The sequence below is a fragment of the Blastococcus sp. OS1-29 genome, assembly GCF_057628075.1.
The window spans coordinates 12,816-31,627 of sequence record NZ_JBXXJK010000012.1 but is presented as its reverse complement, the minus strand read 5'-3'; the positions used below and the strand labels follow the sequence as shown (position 1 = coordinate 31,627).

The window sequence follows — 18,812 nt, the reverse complement described above, 5'->3', positions numbered from 1 at the left end:
GCGTCGCCCGAGGGTTGGCCGCCCGCCCCCGCGGGAATAACGACCGTCGTGGTTCCGGAGGGAATCGTCGACGTGGCCCCGTGGCCGGACTGGCAGACCGCGGCCGAGGGCATCCTGCGCTTCCTCTCCGAGCACGTGGGCTGGGACGTCTGGATGGTGACCCGCGTGGAGGGCGGGCACCAGATCGTGCTCACCGCCTTTCCCGAGGGCTCCGTGCGCCCCGGGGCTCGGCTGCCCTGGGCCGAGAGCTTCTGCCACGCGATGGTCGAGGGCACGGCGCCGCGGATAGCCACGGTGACCGCGGCCGTCCCGGAGTACGCGTCGCGGACGAAGGGACTGGGCAGGGACGCGGCCGCCTACGTCGGCGCCCCCCTGGTCCATCCGGACCTCGAGCTGTTCGGCACCGTCTGCGGCATCGCCTTCCGGGCCAAGCCGCGCAGCGCCGCCCGCGACCTACCGCTCGTGGAGATGAGCGCCCGCGTGCTCAGCACCCTGCTGGCGGCCGGGATGCCACCACCGCCCACCCCGCCGCACCCGGACGAGGATCGCGCCTAGGGGCAGGCCACCCACTCCTCCTCGCCGTCGGTGAAGACCTGCCGTTTCCAGATCGGCAGCCGCTTCTTCACCTCGTCCACGAGTTCGGCGCAGACCGCGAACGCCTGACCACGGTGCGACGCGCTGACCGCGCAGGCGAGGGCCACGTCGCCGATGCCGAGCAGCCCGATCCGGTGCGACACGGCGACGGCGTGCACGTCGGGGCGGGCGGCGAACTCGTCGGCCAGCTCGCGGATCACGTCCGCCGCGGTCGGGTGGCCGACGTACTCCAGCTCGGTGACCGACCGGCCGCCGTCGTGGTCGCGGACCACACCGGCGAACGAGACCACGGCACCGGCCGCCTTGTCGGCGACGGCGTCCTCGTGCTCGGCCACGGAGAGCGGCTCGTCGACGACCTGCGCGATCACGGCGCCGAAGGTACTCCGGGCGGCGGGACGTCGAGGTCGGCCGGATCGGCGAGGCCCGTGCAGTCGACCTCGACGACGTCGTGCGCAGCGAGGTACTTCCGAGCGCCCTCGTCGCCGGTGAGGGTCTCGATGACGCCGTCCCAGTGCTCGCGGCCGATCAGCACCGGGTGGGCACGGACGCCGTCGTAGGTGGCCACGGCCAGCGCGCCCGGCGACCCCTCGGCGCGCACCTGCTCCAGGGCCTCCGGCGTCATCCCCGGCATGTCCACCAAGGTGATCAGCGCCGCGTCGACCTGGTCCGGCCAGCCGCGGATCCCCTCGAGGCCGACCCGCAGCGAGGAGGCCATGCCGGTCTCCCAGTCCTTGTTCGCGAGCACGGTGGCCCCGCCGAGATCGGCGGCCCGCCACACGTCGACCGCCTGCGCACCGAGGACGACGAGCACCGGGTCGCAGACTGCGGACGCCGTCCGCACCGCCCGCTCGACCAGGAGACTGCCCTCGTACTCGACCAACGCCTTCGGCATCCCGTAGCGGCGACCGCCCCCCGCGGCGAGGACGACGGCGGCGACGATCGGTGAGTTCACCCGCCCACCTTCTCAGCGCGCGTAGACGGCGACCTCGGAGGCCTTCACGGTCGCCCACACGGTCACCCCCGGCACGAGCCCGAGCTCGGCGAAGGCGGTCTCCGTCACGTCCGCGATCAGGGGCACCTCCCCGGCCAGCTCGCAGCGCACGGTGGCCCCGTGGGGCGTCGCGCCGACCAGCGTCGCCGGCCAGACGTTGCGCGGGCTCCCGTCGGGCCGGGCCAGGTACAGCGCCACCGACTCGGGGCGGATGGCGGCGAACACCGGCCCGTCCGCCGCCTCGGCCACCGCCACCGTGCCGCCGCTGTCCAGGCGGACGGCCGCGCCCTGACCGGTGCCGGGAAGGAGCGACAGCCCCACCAGACGGGCGACGTAGTCGGTGCGCGGGTGCCGGCTCACCTCCGCCGGGGTGCCCTCCTGGACGACCCGTCCGTCCTCGACGACGAGGACCCGGTCGGCCAGCGCCATCGCGTCGACCGGGTCGTGGGTCACGAGCACCGTGCTGCCGGCGAACTCGGCCAGGTGCCGGCGCAGTTCGGCGCGGACGGTGAGCCGGGTGCGCGCGTCGAGCGCGGACAGCGGCTCGTCGAGCAGCAGCACCCGCGGCTCGCCCACCAGTGCCCGGGCCAGCGCGGCCCGCTGCGCCTGCCCCCCGGACAGCTGGCCGGGCCGGCGGTCGCCGAGCCCGTCCAGGCCGACGCGGCCGAGCCACGCCCGTGCCGTGTCCCGGGCGGCGTGCGTGCGGACCCCTCGGGTGCGCAGGCCGAAGGCGACGTTGTCGGTGACGGAGAGGTGCGGGAACAGGAGGTGGTCCTGGAAGACCATGCCGAGCGCCCGGCGGTGCGCGGGCACGTGCCGGCCGCCGTCCCAGGTCTCGTGCCCGTCGAGGACGACGCTGCCGCCGTCGGGCGGCAGCAGCCCGGCGAGGACACGCAGGAGCGTGGACTTGCCCGCGCCGTTGGGCCCGAGGACGGCGAGCACCTCGCCGTCGGCGACGTCCAGGGCCACGTCCAGGTCCAGCGATCCCCGGCGGACGACGACCCGCGCGGACAGGCTCATGCGACCGGGCTCCGGCCCAGCCACCGGTCGCGCAGGAGCAGCAGCGTGGCCACCGAGACGACCAGCAGGACCAGCGAGAGCACGATCGCCGCCTCGGGGTCGTGCTGCAGCGCCAGGTACACGGCCAGCGGCATGGTCTGGGTCGTGCCCGGGAAGTTGCCGGCGAAGGTGATCGTCGCGCCGAACTCGCCGAGCGCGCGGGCCCAGCAGAGCACCGCCCCGGCCGCGACGCCGGGCGCGACCATCGGCAGGGTGACGCGGCGGAACGTCGTCCACCGGTCGGCGCCGAGCGTGGCGGCGGCGTCCTCGAACCGGGCGTCGGCGGCCCGCAGGGCGCCCTCGACGCTGATCACGAGGAACGGCATGGCCACGAACGTCTCGGCGATGACGACCGCGGTGGTGGTGAACGGGATCGTGACGTCGAAGTGCTCGAACAGCCACCGCCCGAGCAGCCCCTGCCGACCGAGCACCAGGAAGAGGGCGACGCCGCCGACCACCGGCGGCAGCACGAGCGGAACGGTGACGAGTGCCCGCAGCACGGCCCGGCCGCGGATGCGGGAGCGCGCCAGCACCCAGGCGATCGGCACACCGAGCACGGTCGAGACCACGGTTGCCAGGCTGGCCGAGAGCAACGAGAGGCGCAGCGCCTGGCCGATCTCCGGCCGGCCCAGTGCGGGCCCGATGTCCGACCAGGGCGCCCGGACGAGCAGTCCGAGCAGCGGTAGGACGAGGAAGACGACGCCGACCGCGGCCGGCACCAGCAACGGCAGGGGCACGCCGAGGCCGCGCCGCCTCACGCCGGGCGCTCACGGAAGCCGGCCGCGGTGAGCGCCTTCTGCCCGGCGTCGGACTGCACCAGGTCGAGGAAGGCCTGGGCGGCCTTCGGGTTGGGCGCCGCCCGCAGGGTGCAGATCGGGTACTGGTTGACCGCCTTCTCCGCTTCCGGGAAGGGAATGCCCTCGACGTCGGGCCCGGCCGCCTGCACGTCGGTGGCGTAGACCAGCGCCGCGTCCACCTCACCGAGCTGGACCTTGGTCAACGCGGCCTTGACGTCTTCCTCCTCGGTGTCGGGGACGGCGGTGACGCCCGCAGCCTGGAACACCTTCTGGGCGGCCGCGCCACACGGCACGGCCGGTGCGCAGATCGCCAGGGTGAGATCCGGCTTCGCGAAATCGGCCAGCCCGGTGACGTGACCGGGGTTTCCCTTCGGGACGGCGATCTCGAGCACGTTCTCGGTGAAGATCACCGGGTCCTCCCGCTGCAGCCCGGCATCGGTGACCACCGTCATCTGCTCGTCGTTGGCCGAGGCGAACACGTCGGCGGGGGCGCCCTGGGTGAGCTGGGTGGCCAGAGCCGAGCTCCCGGCGAAGTTGAACCGCACGTCCAGCTCCGGGTTGTCGGCCGTGAGCCGGTTGCCGAGCCCGGTGAACACGTCGGTGAGCGACGCCGCGGCGAACACGGTCAGCGTCCCGCTGAGTCCCCCGCCCGCTGACGGCGATGCGGCGGGGCTGCCACCCCCGCAGCCGGCGACGAGCATCGACGCCAGGAGGGAGACGACCACGCTGCGGATCCGCATGTGCGGGAGATTAGCGTCGATATCTCCGCAGGTGCAGAGACTAGGGGACGTCGACGCTCACCTGGGTGGCTTTGACCGTCGCCACCGCCCGCACCCCGGTCTCCAGCCCGAGCTCGTCGGCGGCCTCCCGCGACATGAGCGACACCAGCCGGAAGGGCCCGGCCTGGATCTCCACCTGAGCCATGACGGTGTCGCGGACCACGCGGGTGACGATGCCGGCCAGCCGGTTGCGCGCCGAGGACGACCGCGTCAGCCCGGGTTCCGGCGCCTCGTGCAGCTGGGCCGCGAGCCGCGCGAGCGCCACTCCGTCGACCTGCGCCGGGCCGGTCCCCTGACGGCGGGCCGGCAGCCGGCCGCTGTCGATCCATCGGCGGACGGTGTCGTCGCTGACCCCGAGCAGCTCCGCCGCCTCGGCGATGCGATACGTCGTGGCGCCCACGCGCAAGACCCTAGAGGGAGCTGTGGACGACGACCTCCGTCCACAGGCGCAACGGTCTCCCCGTCGGTGGCACCAGGGACGATCGGCCACATGTTCGACGACGCCTGGCTCACCGACCTCCTCCTCGACCGCAGCGGTCTGCTCGGCGACGCCGACCTGGCCCGGGAGCTCGCGGCCACCTTGGCGACGCGCCATCCCTCGGTCGACGGCCGGGGGATCGCGACACGGGCGCTGCTGGAGGCCCTGGACCAGACGTGGGAGCGGGGCTGGCAGCCCGCCGACGTCGTCCATACCGCCCGCCGGGCGGCCACCGCCGGGTCCGTGACGCTGGTCGTCAGGCTGATCGGCGAGCACGCACGCCGCACCGACGCGACGTCGCGCGCACCGGACGAGTGGCTGGACCAGCTGCGCGAGGTCGGGGCCGTGCCGGCACAGGACCCCGACGTCGTCGCCGCCTGGCACCGGGCAGAACGACGGACGCCCGAGGAGGCCTGGCGGATCGTCCTGCTGCTGATCGGCTTCCTGCGCGGCGCCGTGCGGATCGACGTGCTGGTGCCGCCACCCTCGCGGTGGGGACCACCTCGCGACCGGTCCACGGTCGCGTCCGCCACCGGGGACGACCGGGCGATGCGGCGCATCCGCGGCCTGCTGGCGAAGGCCGAGTCGACCGAGTTCCCCGACGAGGCCGAAGCGCTCACCGCGAAGGCGCAGGAGCTGATGACCAGGCACGCGGTCGACGCCGCCCTGCTCGAGGCGGGCTCGTCGTCGTCCCATCGCGCGGCGGTGGGCACCCGCCGGGTACACGTGCAGGACCCGTACGTGCGGGCCAAGATGCAGCTGCTCGCGGCCGTCGCGGAGGCGAACGACGTCCGGCTGGTCTGGTACCAGTCCCTCGGGATCGCCAACCTGGTCGGCGCGAGCACGGACGCCGACGCCGTCGAGCTGCTGTTCACCTCGCTCCTGCTCCAGGTGGCGCAGGCACTGGGGGCGGCCGAGCGGACGGCAGGCCTCAGGTCCGCCTCCCGCTCGTTCCGCCGCTCGTTCCTGCACGGCTACGCGCATCGGATCCGCGAACGGCTCACGACGGCGCGTGAGCGGGCCACCGCCGAGGCCGGCGCCGAGGCCCGGGCCACCCACGGCGTCGACCTGCTGCCCGTCCTGCGGTCGCGTCAGGCGGCGGTGGAGGAGCGGGTCGCCGAGCTGTTCCCTCGCGTGCGCTCCAGCCGGAGCAGGTCCTCGGTGGACGCGGGCGGCTGGTTCGCCGGTCGCGCCGCGGCGGAGCGCGCCGACGTCGGGCGTCACCGGTCACCGCTGCGGTGACGCGCCTCGCCGGTGGCGTTCCCCACCGTTTGCCGATCACGGACGCCGGGGAGGTGGTGTCGGTGCCTCCTGCTTCCCCTGCGGACGACGTCGACAGTCCCGCCGGCCGGTCGGCGTCGGTCCGCACCCGCCGCATCCGGGAGTTCGCCCGCGAGACCCTGGGGTTCGACGAGTTCCGGCCCGGCCAGGAAGAGGCGATGCAGTCGGTCGTCGCCGGGCAGGACACTCTCGCGGTCCTCCCGTCCGGTGCCGGCAAGACCGCGATCTACCAGGTGGCCGGCCAGCTGCTCGACGGCCCAGTCGTCGTCGTCTCCCCGCTGATCGCCCTGCAACGCGACCAGGTCGACCGGCTGTCGGAGATCGAGGACCGGGCCGGGCGCGCGGCCCAGCTCAACTCCACGATGTCCGCCGGCGACCAGCGCGAGGTCCTCGAGGCACTGGGTGACGGATCGGTCCGCTTCGTCTTCCTCGCCCCGGAGCAGCTGGCCAAGCCCGAGGTCGTCGACGCCCTGCGCGAGGCCGCGCCCGCCCTGTTCGTCGTCGACGAGGCGCACTGCGTGTCGGCGTGGGGTCACGACTTCCGCCCGGACTACCTCCGCCTCGGCCAGGTCGTCGAGCAGCTCGGGCACCCGACGGTCCTGGCGCTGACCGCGACGGCGGCGCCTCCGGTGCGCGCCGAGATCGTCGAGCGGCTGGAGATGCGCGACGCCCGGGTCGTGGTGGCCGGCTTCGACCGTCCGGAGATCCGCCTGGAGGTCGACCACTACGCCGACGCCTACGGCAAGGACCAGGGCGTCCTGGACCGGGTGCTCGCCGAGATCGGCGAGGGCCGAGGGCCCGGCATCGTCTACAGCGCCACGCGCCGGAGCACGGAGGAGGTGGCCGAGGCCCTGACCGAGCGCGGACTCCGCGTCCGGCCCTACCACGCCGGCCTGAGCCGCGCGGAGCGCGAGGACACCCAGCGCGCCTGGATGGAGGACGAGCTGGACGTCGTCGTCGCCACCACCGCGTTCGGCATGGGCATCGACAAGCCGGGCACCCGATTCGTCGTCCACGCCGAGCCCGCGGACTCCGTCGACAGCTACTACCAGGAGATCGGCCGCGCCGGCCGGGACGGGAAGCCGGCCCTGGCCGTCCTCGTCTACCGGCAGGAGGACCTCGGGCTGCGTCGGTTCTTCGCCGCCGGCACTCCCGCCGAGGAGGAGCTCCAGCAGGTCGCCGGGCTCGTGGTGGCCGCGGCCGCTGCCGGCATCGACGGTGTGGACGTCAAGGACCTGCGGGAGGAGACCGGACGGGCGGCCACCCCGCTGGTGCGCGACCTGAACCTGCTGGAGCAGGTGTCCGCGGTCGTCCTGGACGAGGACGGCGCCGCGCATCCCGCCGACCACGCCCCGCCGCCGGGCGAGGCCGCCGCCGCAGCCCGCGAACTGGCCGAGCACCACGAGCGGGTCGACCAGTCCCGGGTCGAGATGATGCGCGGGTACGCCGAGACCATCGAGTGCCGCCGCCAGTTCCTGCTGGGGTACTTCGGCGAGCAACTGGACGAGCCGTGCGGCAACTGCGACAACTGCTCGGCCGGCACCGCCCAGGCGAACCCGGGCCCGGCCGACCACGACACTCCCTTCCCGGTCGAGACGCCGGTCGAGCACGCCGAGTGGGGCAACGGGGTGGTCATGCGGGTGGAGGACGACCGGGTCGTCGTCCTCTTCGACGAGGTCGGCTACAAGACCCTCGGGCTCGTCGCGGTCACCGAGAACGGCCTCCTCCGGTCGCGCACACCGGGGTGATCGGCGGGAAAGTTGCGCGCCACACGATCGGGCGAAATACGAATAGGGCCGTGCGCGCCGGGTATCCCGCCTCCTGACCGCCGGACCACCGGCGGAACCACTTCCCAGGAGGAACCACACATGGCCGCAGCTGCGGACAACACCACCACGGGCCGGGGCAAGAGCGTCCCGGAGATCCTGGCGCTGGTCTTCGGAGCCGTCTACCTGCTCGTCGGGATCGTCGGATTCTTCGTCACCGGCTTCGACAACTTCGCCGGGAACGAGCAGCACGAGATGCTGCTCGGGCTCTTCATGATCAACCCGCTCCACAACATCGCCCACATCCTCGTCGGCGTCGTCGGGCTCGTGCTCGCCCGCACGCTGGCCGGCGCCCGTACCTATGGCTGGCTCCTCGCCGGCCTGTACGCCGCACTGTTCGTCTACGGCCTCATCGCCGTCGGCAAGAACTGGGACTTCCTCAACATCAACGCCGGCGACAACGTCCTGCACATCCTCACCGCCGTCGTCGGCCTGGTGATCGCACTGCTGCCGGTTCGCACGGCCGTCCACGCCGCCCGCTGACCGACGCACGCGCGCACCTTCCGCCTTCCGCCCTCGCCGGCGCACACTTCTGGCGCGGGCGGAAGGAGTGCGTCATGGACGAGGATCCGGTCCTGTCCGCGCTGGACGCCTACCTCGAGCACGACGACCCGGCGCTCGCCGCGCTGCTGAGCGGGCGCCGCCGCCACCGGCACCCGGCCGCGTGGCTGCTGCTCCCACTGCTGATCCCGGCACTGCTGATCCCGGCACTGCTGCTCCCCGCCCGGGTCACGCTCGGCGTGCTGGCCATGCTGCTGGTCCTCTCCTCGCCGGTACTGGTGGCGTGGCTCTGCGCCGGGGATCCAGAGCCTCCCGACGCCCCCGCCTGAGACGCCGGTCACCTCCGCCGTTACGTTGCGGGCATGGACTTCGCGCTCTCCGCCAAAGCCGAGGACGTCTGCGCCCGCGCGTGGGACTTCATGCGCGAGCACGTGTTCCCCGCCGAGTCCGTGTACGAGCAGTGGCGGGCCGAGCGTGGGTACGACAACCACGAGCACCCACCGGTGCTGGAGGAGCTCAAGGCCGAGGCTCGCAAGCGCGGCCTGTGGAACCTGTTCCACCACGAGCTGGGCGGGCTGTCCAACCTCGAGTACGCCTCGGTCGCCGAGATCACCGGCTGGTCCCCCACCATCGCCCCGGAGGCGATGAACGTCGGGGCGCCCGACACCGGCAACATGGAGACGCTCATGTTGTTCGGCACCGACGAGCAGAAGCAGCGGTGGCTGAACCCGCTGCTGGAGGGCGAGATCCGGTCCGGTTTCGCGATGACCGAGCCGGACGTCGCCAGCTCCGACGCCCGCAACATCCAGACGTCGATCGTCCGGGACGGCGACGAGTACGTGATCAACGGCCGCAAGTGGTGGACCAGCGGTGCCGCCGACGAGCGCTGCCAGATCTTCATCGTCATGGGGAAGACCGACCCGGACGGCGCCCCGCACCGCCAGCAGTCGATGGTGCTCGTGCCGCGGGACACCCCGGGGCTGGAGATCATCCGGCACCTGCCCGTCTTCGGTTACCAGGACCAGCACGGGCACTCGGAGCTGCGCTTCACCGACGTCCGCGTGCCGGCCAGCAACATCCTGTCCGGCGAGGGGGACGGGTTCATGATCGCCCAGGCGCGCCTGGGCCCGGGCCGGATCCACCACTGCATGCGCGCCATCGGCATGGCCGAGCGCGCTCTGGCCCTGATGGTGGAGCGGGCCCAGAGCCGCGTCGCGTTCGGCCGGCCGCTCGCCGAGCAGGGCACCGTGCGGGAGGCGATCGCGATGTCCCGCATCGAGATCGACCAGGCCCGGCTCTACGTGCTGAAGACCGCCGACCTGATCGACAAGTTCGGCGCCAAGGGAGCGCGCACCGAGATCTCCGCGATCAAGGTCGCCGCCCCGAAGGTGGCCCTCGACGTCATCGACCGCGCCATCCAGGTGCACGGCGGGGCCGGCGTCAGCAACGACACCGTGCTCGCCCGCTTCTACGCCAGCGCCCGCACCCTGCGGATCGTCGACGGCCCCGACGCGGTGCACATCCGCGGCGTGGCCAAGGAGGAGCTGGCGCGGGAGCGCCCCTACCGCGGCTGAGCCCTCGCTACGGGGCGACCGTGCCCCCGAGGCCGCCACCGGCCAGCTTGGCCATCAGCTGGGTGCGGTCGAGCCCGGCGCTCTCGAGGGCGTCGGCGTCCCGGTCGGTGTCGATCTCGTCGGGCAGCGCGGCGTCCACCTTGTCCGCGGTGTCGTTGTCGCCCTCGGTGCGCAGCACGCGCACGAACTCCTGCTTGTCCAGCTTCACGGCATCTCCCCTGCTCACCGACGTCCAGATCCGGAGTCTGCGGCGCGGATCGACCCGCTGCAACGTGGCCTCGACCGTCCAGGTCGATCACGACCTCGTTCAACCAGGCCCGCGCACACCGGATCAGCCGCGCTGCGACCGGCGGTAGAGGACCGCGCCGACGGCGGCCAGGCCGACGCCGAGCACGAGCTGCCCGATGCCCACGAGCGTCTGACCGGTGCCGAACCAGGTCACCGACGACACGAGCAGCACGAGGGCGACCCCCAGTGCGAGGAGCCCGTAGAGCCGTTCCCGCGCGGGGTCGCGGGGGTCGGGCGCCGATCCGTCCATGGGCCCACCCTCTCAGGCGGTCACAGCGCGCGGCGCAGCAGGATCTCCTCGCGGTCGTCCCCCGGCGCCACGCGGATCGCGCCCGGCATCCGGCCGACCTCGTGGTAGCCGAGCCCCCGGTAGAAACCGTCGACCCCGGTACCGCCGCGCGCGGTGAGGGTCAGGAACTCCCAGCCGCGCTGCCGGGCGATCTCGTGGACGCCCTCCATCAGCACCCGGCCGAGGCCCTGCCCCTGGCGGGACGGATGCACCTGCACGCGCAGCACCGTTCCCCAGTGACTGCGCAGCGGGCTCGACGACCCGACGACGGCCGCCCAGCCGGCGGTGGCGCCGTCGACGGTCAGCACCGCCAGCACGTCGCGGCCGGAGTGCACGCCCTCCAGCAGGTGGGCGAGCACGGGCTCGACGTCGTCCGCCGTGACCGGGGGGACGAAACCCACGGCGCCACCGGCGTTGGAGACGTCGGTCCAGCAGGCCAGCAGCTCCGCGCGGAGGACGTCGTCGACGGCGGAGACGGCACGGACAGCGACGTGGGCACGGACATCGGACACGTCACCATCGTCCCGCGTGGGTTCGGAGCGCCGCGCAGGACCTCCTGGCGCGGCCCGGTCGCGCGGTCCTAGCGTTCCGCCATGACAGACCTTGCCGGAACTCCGACGGCACAGGACCTGGCGGATCGCACGGGCTACGACCCGGCGTTCCTCGGCCCCGGCGTGCCCATGCCCGGTGTCACCACCGACGCAGCCACCGTGCTGCTGCCCTACCTGCACTACTCCGTGCTGTTCCGTCCCGACCGGAAGTTCGCCGCGGTCACCGCACTCGATCTCGACGGCGCCTCCCTGCAGAACATCGTGCGCACCGACAAGTGGCTGTTCGACCCCCGGGTGCCCAAGGACGCGCAGGCCGGACCGCCGGTCTACCTCGACAACGACCTCGACCGGGGGCACCTCGTGATGCGCTCGTCCTCCACCTGGGGCGACACGGAGGACGAGGCCCGCCAGGCGGAGGCCGAGACCTTCTACTTCACCAACGCGGCACCCCAGGCGGCGCTGTTCAACCAGGGGCACGAGCTGTGGCTGGGGCTCGAGGACTACGTCCTCGAGAACGCGAACGCCTTCGACCGGAAGCTCGCCGTGTTCGCCGGACCGGTCCTCGACCCCGACGACCCGCCCTACCGCGGCATCCAGATCCCGCTGCGGTTCTGGAAGGTCGTCGCCTTCGTCCAGGACGGCGCGCTCGCGGCGACGGGCTACATCCTCGACCAGACCCCGTTGGTCCACGACGTCGACGCGGTCCTCGCCGAGGCGGCCGCCGCCGGTGAGGCGCCGCCGCTCGGCGCCTTCCGCACCTTCCAGGTGCCGATCGCCGACATCGCCGTCCTGGCCGGGGTGGACCTCGACCAGCTGATCCTGGTGGACCGTCTCAACGCCCCGGCGACCGGCGAGACGCCGCCTGCTCCCGGCGGGACGTCCTCGACGTGGGTGCCGCTCGGCTCGCTGGACGACATGGTCCTGGACGGTTGACGGAAGGTCTTGTCAGGCAAGTATCCACTTGCCTATGGTGGTCCCGTGGGCGATGTGTTCAAGGCCCTCGCGGACCCGACCCGTCGCGCTCTCCTCGACGAGCTACAGGAACGGAACGGCCAGACCCTGTTCGAGCTGTGCAGCCGGTTGATCACCCGGCACGGGCTCAGCTCGTCGCGGCAGGCCGTCTCCCAGCACCTGGACGTCCTCGAGGAGGCAGGGCTGGTCCGGACCCGGCGCGAGGGCCGCTACAAGTTCCACGACCTGGACACCACGCCCCTGCGGGCCATCACCGACCGATGGCCCACCGACACCTGAGGAGACGATCGTGCGGATCAACCTGGCGAGCGTGCTCGTCGACGACCAGCAGAAGGCCCTGCGCTTCTACACCGAGGTGCTGGGCTTCGTGAAGAAGACCGACATCCCGCTGGGCGGCCACAGCTGGCTCACGGTCGTCTCGCCCGACGAACCGGACGGCGTCGAGCTCGTGCTCGAACCGAGCGAGCACCCGGCTGTGCGGCCCTTCAAGGAGGCCCTCGTCGCCGACGGGATCCCGTTCACCTCCTTCGCCGTGGACGACGTGCACAAGGAGTACGAGCGGCTCACCGCGCTGGGCGTCACGTTCACCCAGCCGCCGACGGCCATGGGCCCGGTGACGACGGCGGTGCTCGACGACACCTGCGGGAACCTGATCCAGATCGCCGCCATGTGACAGCGCGCCGGGGCTGACCAACGGTCCGCGGGAGTTCTAGGTTCCAGACATGAGCACTGCGATCGCGGTCTCGGGCCTGGTCAAGACCTTCGGCGCCACCCGGGCCCTCGACGGCCTCGACCTCGAGGTCGCCACCGGCGAGGTGCACGGCTTCCTGGGCCCCAACGGGTCGGGGAAGTCGACCACCATCCGCGTCCTGCTCGGTCTGCTGCGCCCGGACGCGGGAGCCGTCCGGCTGCTGGGCGGGGACCCGTGGGACGACGCCGTGGCCCTGCACCGCCGACTGGCCTACGTACCCGGCGACGTGACCCTCTGGCCGCAGCTCACCGGCGGCGAGGCGATCGACCTGCTCGGCCGGCTGCGCGGCGGCCTGGACCCCGCGCGCCGGGCCGAGCTGCTGGAGCGCTTCGACCTGGACCCCACCAAGAAGGCGCGCAGCTACTCCAAGGGCAACCGGCAGAAGGTCGCGCTGGTCGCCGCCCTGGCCTCGGACGTCGAGCTGCTGATCCTGGACGAGCCGACGTCGGGGCTCGATCCGCTCATGGAGGCGGTCTTCCAGGAGCACATCCGCGAGGTGCGCGCCGCCGGCCGCACCGTGCTGCTGTCGAGCCACATCCTGGCCGAGGCCGAGGCGCTCTGCGACCGGGTGAGCATCATCCGGCACGGCCGCACGGTGCAGACCGGCAGTCTCGACGAGCTCCGTCACCTCACCCGGACGTCGATCGCCGTCGAGACGGCGCGACCGGTCACCGGGCTGGACGCCCTCCCCGGCGTGCACGACGCCGCGGTGCGGGACGGCCGGGTGCGCTTCGACGTCGACACCGACCATCTGGACGACGTCCTGCGGCACCTGACCGCGTTCGGCGTCCGCTCGTTGCGCAGCGCCCCGCCCACGCTGGAGGAGCTGTTCCTCCGGCACTACGGCGACGAGCTGGCCGAGGACGGCGTGCCGCTCGCCGCGCTGGACCGGTCGTGAACGTCGCCCACCCCGTCCTGGCGGGCACCCGGACGCTGGTGCGGTTCGGTCTGCGCCGCGACCGGATCAGGCTGCCGGTGTGGGTGGCCGTGATCGCGGGGCTCGTGGCCTCCCAGTCGGCGAGCAGCCAGACGCTGTACAGCACCCCCGGCGCCCTGGCGATCTACCGGGCGACGGTGGGCCGCAGCGCCGCGGCGATCGCCTTCTCCGGTCCGCCCGTGGGGCTGGACACCGTGGCCGGGACGGTGGCGTTCGAGATCTCGGGATCGGCGATGATCGCCGTGGCGCTGCTGGCGATGTTCACCACCGGACGGCACACGCGGGCCGACGAGGAGGCCGGGCGCACCGAGCTGGTCCGGTCCGCCGACGTCGGCCGGCACGCCCCGCTCGTCGCCGCGGTGACCGTGTCGGTCCTGGCGTGCCTGGCGACGGGCGTGGCCATCGGCGTCGTCGGCACGGCCACCGGCCTGCCCGCGGCCGGCTCGTTCCTGCTCGGCGCGGCCGTGGCCGCCTGCGGGCTGGTCTTCACCGGCGTGACCGCGGCCGCCGCGCAGATCACCGAGTCCACCCGGTCGACCTACGGGCTGGTCGGGGCCGTGCTCGGGGTCGCGTTCCTGCTGCGCGCCGTCGGTGACATCAACGGCAGCTGGGTGAGCTGGGTGTCTCCGATCGGCTGGGCGCAGGCGGTGCACCCGTTCTCCGACAACCGCCCGCTCCCCCTGCTGCTGTGCCTGATCGCGGCGGTCGCCCTGGTCCTGGCGGCCGAGGTGCTGCTGGACCACCGCGACCTCGGCGCGGGCCTGCTGTCCGGGCGGCCCGGCCCGCCGACGGGCGGTCGCCTGCTCGGCTCGCCGCTGGGGCTCGCCGTGCGGCTGCAGCGCGCCGCCCTGCTGGCCTGGGGCGTGAGCCTCGCGTTGCTCGGCGCGGTCTACGGCGCCATGGGGGACGCCGTCGACACGCTCTTCCGCGACAACCGGCAGGCCCAGGTCTTCTTCCCGGGGGTGTCCTCAGCGGGACTGGTCGACGCCTATTTGGCCACCATCTTCTCCATCGACGCCCTGCTGGCCGGCGCCTTCGCGGTCTCGTCGGTGCTCCGTGCCCACGGGGAGGAGGCCGCGGGACGCACCGAGCCCGTGCTCGCCACAGCCACCAGCCGCAGCGCCTGGCTCGGCAGCCACGTCACGGTCGCCCTGGCCGGGTCCGCGGCCATGGTCGCGGTCGCCGGCGCGGGCACTGCACTGGTCCACGCCGCGCAGAGCGGGGACGCCGGCGCATTCGGCCGGCTCTTCCCGGCGTCGCTGGCCTACGTGCCGGCCGTGTGGGTGCTCGCCGCGCTCACCGTGGCCGCGCTCGGGCTGCTCCCCCGGGTGGCCGCGGCCGTGGCCTGGGGAATGCTCGGCTACGTCGTGATCGTCTCGGTCTTCGCCGGACCGCTGAACTGGCCCGACTGGATCGGCGACCTGTCGCCGTTCACCTGGACACCCCGGGTGCCGATCGAGGCCTGGACCCTGCCCGCGGCCGTCGGTCTGGTGGCCGCCGTCGCCGGGCTGCTGGCCGTGGGCTTCGGCACCTTCCGGCGCCGCGACCTGTCCACGGCCTGATCGCTCACTTCCTCTTGGTCGGCGGCTGCCCCTCGTCCAGCGCCTGCTTCGCCCGCGCGGGGTCGTACTTGCATGCGTCGCCCACGTCGGCTGCCGGGTCCTGCGCGGCGGCCGACGGAGCCGCCGCGCCCGAGCTCGGCGCCGCGGCGCTGCTGGAGGGCGCGCTGCTGCCCGCGGGTGCGCTGCTGCGCGACGACGAAGCCGTGGCCGCGGGCGCCAGCGCCTCCTGCACGATCTGGCGCATCTTGTCGTAGTCCGGGTAGGCGGGCTTGATGAGGCTCTCGTCGAACACGACGCTGCGGACGTCGGCGTCCTTCACCAGGAAGCCGAGGTCGACGAAGTCGTCGAGCACCGAGCGCGGGATGTCGGTGCTGAGGATGTCCTTCGTGGTGGCGGCGAGCTGCTGGTACTTCTCCAGCAGCGTGACCGGGTCGGCGGCGTCGATGATCGCCTTGATCGTGCAGCGCTGCCGGGCCATCCGGTCGTAGTCGGTCAGCCCGAACCGGCCCCGGGCGAAGGCGAGCGCCGTCGGCCCGTCCATGTGCTGGTTCGGACCGGGCGCGATGTAGGCGTCGGGCAGCGTGCCGATCGTCGGCTCGCCACCGACGGGCACGTAGTAGTTGACGTTGACGGTGATGCCGCCGAGGGCGTCGACCAGCTGGCTGAAACCGTCGAGGTTCACCAGCACGAAGTAGTCGATCTTCAGGCCCAGCGCCTGGCCGACGCCGAGCTTGAGCCAGTCGGCGCCGGGATCGTCGGTCGGGCCGAGGGCGTCGGGGTGCAGCGCCGGTCCGTTGCGGTAGACGGCGTTGAGCAGACCCTCGTCCTCCTTGTCCGCGGTGAAGCCCTCCGGATAGAGCTTGGCCAGCGGGCTGTCCGGAGGGAAGGGCAGGTTCTCGAGGTTGCGCGGCAGGCTGAACAGGGTCGTGTCGCCGCTCCGGGTGTCGATGCTCGCCACGATGACCGTGTCGGTGCGCACCCCCTCGCGGCCCGCTCCCCCGTCGCCGCCGAGCAGCAGCACGTTCACCCGGTCCTGACTGCCGAACGGATTCTTCTTCGGGTCGACCGTCGCGGACTTGCCGTTGTCGTGGAAGACGCCGGCGATCAGGTCGCGCTGGGTGGCCGCCAGGCGGCCGACGAGGACGGCGGGCGCGGCGATCACCGCGACCAGCAGGAGGACGACGAACGCCCCGAGCACGTGCTTGCCGCGGCCGACCCGCTCGGGCAGGAGCATCCGGTACCCGCTGACCACGACCACGATCCAGAGCAGGGCGATCAGGGCGATCCCGGCGACCACCCAGACCAGTGCGCTGGTGTCGACCGCGGTGCGCAGCGCCGTCCGCCGTCCGCCCGTGGCCAGCCACACCCCACCGCCGACGAGCAGCAGGAAGACGACCAGGGTGACGGCACCGAGGATCCGGCGTCCGGCGGCGAGGAAACCGGTGCCGGGGACGACGGCGCCGAGGACGGTCCAGCCGAGGGCGGACCCGAAGCCACGGGCGGCTCGGCGGCGCCCGCGGGCCGGTACCGCCCCGTCCGGGGTGGCGGTCACACGTCGTCCGTCGACCGGGGCTGCATGATCATCGGCCCATGCTCCCACCGAACCGGCGTCTGGGCGCTGGCTGGAAGCGAGCTGACGGCCGGCGGGGAAGACGCGACTCGCCGCGGCGACCTGCCTCGATGTCTCGGGCAGGCGTGAAGGGGCCCGCGGCGGGGAACTCCACGGTGGACACCGGCCGTTGGTTACGGCAGCGTAGGTTACGCAGCCGTAGGTCGAGAATCCCGGAGGTGCTCATGCCCCAGACGTCCCCGTACGCCGCGGTCCTGACCGAGCTGGAGCCGGTGGTCGCCGAGAACCTCGACCGGCACATCAGGATGGCCAAGGAATGGCATCCGCACGACTACGTGCCGTGGGACGAGGGCCGCAACTTCGCCTTCCTCGGCGGCGAGGACTGGACACCCGAGCAGTCCCGGCTGGACGAGACGGCCAAGGCGGCGATGTTCGTCAACCTGCTCACCGAGGACAACCTGCCCAGCTACCACCGCGAGATCGCCACCCGGTTCGGCCGCGACGGCGCCTGGGGACAGTGGGTCGGGCGCTGGACGGCGGAGGAGGGCCGGCACGGCATCGCCATCCGCGACTACCTCGTGGTCACCCGCGGGGTCGACCCGGTCGAGCTCGAGCGGGCGCGGATGGACTACATGACCACCGGCTACGACTCAGGGGACAAGACGCCGCTCGAGGCGGTCGCCTACGTGTCGTTCCAGGAGCTGGCCACCCGGGTCTCGCACCGCAACACCGGGCGGGCCACCGGTGACCCGATCGCCGACAAGCTGCTGGCCCGCATCGCGACCGACGAGAACCTGCACATGATCTTCTACCGGAACCTGGTCACCGCGGCGTTCGACATCAATCCCGACGAGATGATGAAGGCCGTCGCCAACGAGGTGATGAACTTCGAGATGCCCGGCGCGAACATGGCGAACTTCCGGAAGAACTCCACGATCATCGCCAAGGCCGGCATCTACGACCTGCGGCTGCACCACGACGAGGTGGTCAGCCCGATCCTGCGCACCTGGAAGGTCTTCGAGCGCAGCGACTTCGGGCCGGAGGGCGAGCAGGCCCGCGAGCAGCTCGCCGCCTTCCTCGCCGGCCTCGACGCCCAGGCCACCAAGTTCGTGGAGAGCCGCGAGCGGATGCGGGCGCGGATGGCCGCGAAGGGTCAGGTCCCCGTCCAGGTCTGAGCGGGGCCGGTCCGTAATCTCGACCCCCATGCGGATCGCGACCTGGAACGTCAACTCCATCCGCAGTCGGGCCGACCGGGTGGCCGCCTGGCTCGAGCGCAGCGACGTCGACGTGGTCGCGCTGCAGGAGACCAAGTGCCGCGACGACCAGTTCCCCGAGATGATGTTCAACGCGATCGGCTACGAGGTCGCGCACGTCGGCCACTCGCAGTGGAACGGCGTCGCCCTCCTCTCCCGCGTGGGCATCGAGGACGTCGAGGTCGGCTTCCCCGGCATGCCGTCGTGGTCGTCGAAGGAGGGTGTCGACCCCGCACCCGAGGCCCGCGCCCTGGGCGCGACCTGTGGCGGCGTCCGGATCTGGAGCCTCTACGTACCGAACGGCCGCACGCTGGCCGATCCGCACCTGCAGTACAAGCTCGACTGGCTCGCGGCGCTGCGCACCACGGCCGCCGGCTGGCTGGCCGAGGACCCGGCGGCCCAGGTGGCCCTGGTCGGCGACTGGAACATCGCACCGGAGAACGACGACGTCTGGGACATGACGGTCTTCGCCCACTCCACGCACGTCTCGCCGCCCGAGCGGGCCGCGTTCCGCGCGGTCGTCGAGGCCGGGTTCACCGACGTCGTCCGCCCCTACGCGCCGGGACCGGGCGTCTACACCTACTGGGACTACACGCAGCTGCGGTTCCCGCGCCGGGAGGGCATGCGGATCGACTTCGTGCTCGGATCCCCCGCGCTGGCCGGCCGGGTGAAGGGTGCGCTGATCGACCGCGAGGAGCGCAAGGGCAAGGGCGCCAGCGACCACGCGCCGGTGATCGTCGACCTGGCCGACTGACCGAC

General features: G+C 72.9%; 23 protein-coding genes. 13 read left to right on the top strand and 10 right to left on the bottom strand.

Features of this window, described 5'->3' with window-relative positions; all coding sequences use genetic code 11:
- The first annotated feature begins 48 nt into the window (after positions 1–48).
- Positions 49–555, top strand: a complete 507-nt coding sequence (locus AC2H4J_RS23290; protein ID WP_487467306.1) for a GAF domain-containing protein — start codon at positions 49–51, stop codon at positions 553–555.
- Here the strand turns inward: AC2H4J_RS23290 and AC2H4J_RS23285 are convergent.
- The 6 genes from AC2H4J_RS23285 to AC2H4J_RS23260 are packed head-to-tail and all read right to left on the bottom strand — an operon-like array spanning position 552 to position 4,620.
- Complete coding sequence (locus tag AC2H4J_RS23285) at positions 552–962, bottom strand: molybdenum cofactor biosynthesis protein MoaE (protein WP_487467305.1); 411 nt, start codon at positions 960–962, stop codon at positions 552–554. The two genes, AC2H4J_RS23290 and AC2H4J_RS23285, sit on opposite strands and share 4 nt — an antisense overlap.
- Complete coding sequence (locus AC2H4J_RS23280; RefSeq protein WP_487467304.1) at positions 959–1,546, bottom strand: nucleotidyltransferase family protein; 588 nt, start codon at positions 1,544–1,546, stop codon at positions 959–961. The genes AC2H4J_RS23285 and AC2H4J_RS23280 overlap by 4 nt, the downstream gene beginning before the upstream one ends.
- Positions 1,547–1,558: 12 nt before the next feature.
- Positions 1,559–2,605 carry an ABC transporter ATP-binding protein gene (locus AC2H4J_RS23275; RefSeq protein ID WP_487467303.1) on the bottom strand — a complete coding sequence of 349 codons (1,047 nt, stop codon included), beginning with the start codon at positions 2,603–2,605 and terminating at the stop codon, positions 1,559–1,561.
- A complete protein-coding gene (locus AC2H4J_RS23270; protein WP_487467302.1) occupies positions 2,602–3,402 on the bottom strand; it encodes an ABC transporter permease in 801 nt (266 codons plus the stop codon). Before AC2H4J_RS23270 ends, AC2H4J_RS23275 begins: the two co-directional genes overlap by 4 nt.
- On the bottom strand, positions 3,399–4,181 hold the full coding sequence (gene modA, locus AC2H4J_RS23265) for a molybdate ABC transporter substrate-binding protein (RefSeq protein WP_487467301.1): 783 nt from the start codon (positions 4,179–4,181) through the stop codon (positions 3,399–3,401). The genes AC2H4J_RS23270 and modA overlap by 4 nt, the downstream gene beginning before the upstream one ends.
- A gap of 40 nt (positions 4,182–4,221) precedes the next feature.
- Complete coding sequence (locus AC2H4J_RS23260) at positions 4,222–4,620, bottom strand: TOBE domain-containing protein (protein WP_487467300.1); 399 nt, start codon at positions 4,618–4,620, stop codon at positions 4,222–4,224.
- A 90-nt stretch (positions 4,621–4,710) separates the two neighbouring features.
- Between AC2H4J_RS23260 and AC2H4J_RS23255 the strand changes: the two genes are divergently transcribed.
- From AC2H4J_RS23255 to AC2H4J_RS23235, 5 genes are all read left to right on the top strand, one after another.
- Entirely contained in the window at positions 4,711–5,940 is a 1,230-nt protein-coding gene (locus AC2H4J_RS23255) for a DUF2786 domain-containing protein (RefSeq protein ID WP_487467299.1), read from the top strand.
- Positions 5,941–6,002: 62 nt separating this feature from the next.
- A complete protein-coding gene (locus tag AC2H4J_RS23250) occupies positions 6,003–7,727 on the top strand; it encodes a RecQ family ATP-dependent DNA helicase (protein ID WP_487467298.1) in 1,725 nt (574 codons plus the stop codon).
- A 120-nt stretch (positions 7,728–7,847) separates the two neighbouring features.
- A complete protein-coding gene (locus AC2H4J_RS23245; protein WP_487467297.1) occupies positions 7,848–8,288 on the top strand; it encodes a DUF4383 domain-containing protein in 441 nt (146 codons plus the stop codon).
- A gap of 74 nt (positions 8,289–8,362) precedes the next feature.
- The gene (locus AC2H4J_RS23240) at positions 8,363–8,635 is read left to right on the top strand and encodes a hypothetical protein (RefSeq protein ID WP_487467296.1); all 273 of its coding nucleotides are present in this window, start codon (positions 8,363–8,365) and stop codon (positions 8,633–8,635) included.
- A 33-nt stretch (positions 8,636–8,668) separates the two neighbouring features.
- A complete protein-coding gene (locus AC2H4J_RS23235; protein WP_487467295.1) occupies positions 8,669–9,880 on the top strand; it encodes an acyl-CoA dehydrogenase family protein in 1,212 nt (403 codons plus the stop codon).
- Positions 9,881–9,887: 7 nt separating this feature from the next.
- Here the strand turns inward: AC2H4J_RS23235 and AC2H4J_RS23230 are convergent, their stop codons facing one another.
- The 3 genes from AC2H4J_RS23230 to AC2H4J_RS23220 all read right to left on the bottom strand — a co-directional run bounded on the left by AC2H4J_RS23230 (position 9,888) and on the right by AC2H4J_RS23220 (position 10,969).
- Complete coding sequence (locus tag AC2H4J_RS23230) at positions 9,888–10,088, bottom strand: hypothetical protein (protein WP_487467294.1); 201 nt, start codon at positions 10,086–10,088, stop codon at positions 9,888–9,890.
- 123 nt (positions 10,089–10,211) lie between these two features.
- Positions 10,212–10,418: a hypothetical protein gene (locus tag AC2H4J_RS23225; RefSeq protein WP_487467293.1), complete on the bottom strand. Its 207-nt coding sequence runs from the start codon at positions 10,416–10,418 to the stop codon at positions 10,212–10,214.
- 20 nt (positions 10,419–10,438) lie between these two features.
- Positions 10,439–10,969 (bottom strand): N-acetyltransferase family protein, encoded by a 531-nt coding sequence (locus AC2H4J_RS23220; RefSeq protein WP_487467292.1) that lies wholly within the window; start codon positions 10,967–10,969, stop codon positions 10,439–10,441.
- Between the two features lie 81 nt (positions 10,970–11,050).
- Between AC2H4J_RS23220 and AC2H4J_RS23215 the strand changes: the two genes are divergently transcribed.
- Genes AC2H4J_RS23215 through AC2H4J_RS23195 form a run of 5 tightly spaced genes read left to right on the top strand, consistent with a single transcriptional unit; the run spans position 11,051 to position 15,230 of the window.
- Positions 11,051–11,941 (top strand): DNA/RNA non-specific endonuclease, encoded by an 891-nt coding sequence (locus tag AC2H4J_RS23215; RefSeq protein WP_487467291.1) that lies wholly within the window; start codon positions 11,051–11,053, stop codon positions 11,939–11,941.
- 45 nt (positions 11,942–11,986) lie between these two features.
- Positions 11,987–12,259 (top strand): ArsR/SmtB family transcription factor, encoded by a 273-nt coding sequence (locus AC2H4J_RS23210; protein ID WP_487467290.1) that lies wholly within the window; start codon positions 11,987–11,989, stop codon positions 12,257–12,259.
- A gap of 10 nt (positions 12,260–12,269) precedes the next feature.
- On the top strand, positions 12,270–12,653 hold the full coding sequence (locus AC2H4J_RS23205) for a VOC family protein (protein ID WP_487467289.1): 384 nt from the start codon (positions 12,270–12,272) through the stop codon (positions 12,651–12,653).
- Positions 12,654–12,702: 49 nt separating this feature from the next.
- Entirely contained in the window at positions 12,703–13,629 is a 927-nt protein-coding gene (locus AC2H4J_RS23200) for an ABC transporter ATP-binding protein (RefSeq protein WP_487467288.1), read from the top strand.
- Positions 13,626–15,230 carry an ABC transporter permease gene (locus AC2H4J_RS23195; protein WP_487467287.1) on the top strand — a complete coding sequence of 535 codons (1,605 nt, stop codon included), beginning with the start codon at positions 13,626–13,628 and terminating at the stop codon, positions 15,228–15,230. The genes AC2H4J_RS23200 and AC2H4J_RS23195 overlap by 4 nt, the downstream gene beginning before the upstream one ends.
- 4 nt (positions 15,231–15,234) lie before the next feature.
- Here the strand turns inward: AC2H4J_RS23195 and AC2H4J_RS23190 are convergent, their stop codons facing one another.
- Positions 15,235–16,782, bottom strand: coding sequence for an LCP family protein (locus AC2H4J_RS23190; protein ID WP_487467286.1), 1,548 nt, complete (start codon positions 16,780–16,782; stop codon positions 15,235–15,237).
- Positions 16,783–17,024: 242 nt separating this feature from the next.
- Between AC2H4J_RS23190 and AC2H4J_RS23185 the strand changes: the two genes are divergently transcribed.
- Together AC2H4J_RS23185 and AC2H4J_RS23180 are read left to right on the top strand one after the other, a co-directional pair.
- A complete protein-coding gene (locus AC2H4J_RS23185; RefSeq protein WP_487467285.1) occupies positions 17,025–17,975 on the top strand; it encodes an acyl-ACP desaturase in 951 nt (316 codons plus the stop codon).
- A 28-nt stretch (positions 17,976–18,003) separates the two neighbouring features.
- Positions 18,004–18,807, top strand: a complete 804-nt coding sequence (locus AC2H4J_RS23180) for an exodeoxyribonuclease III (protein WP_487467284.1) — start codon at positions 18,004–18,006, stop codon at positions 18,805–18,807.
- Positions 18,808–18,812 lie beyond the last annotated feature (5 nt).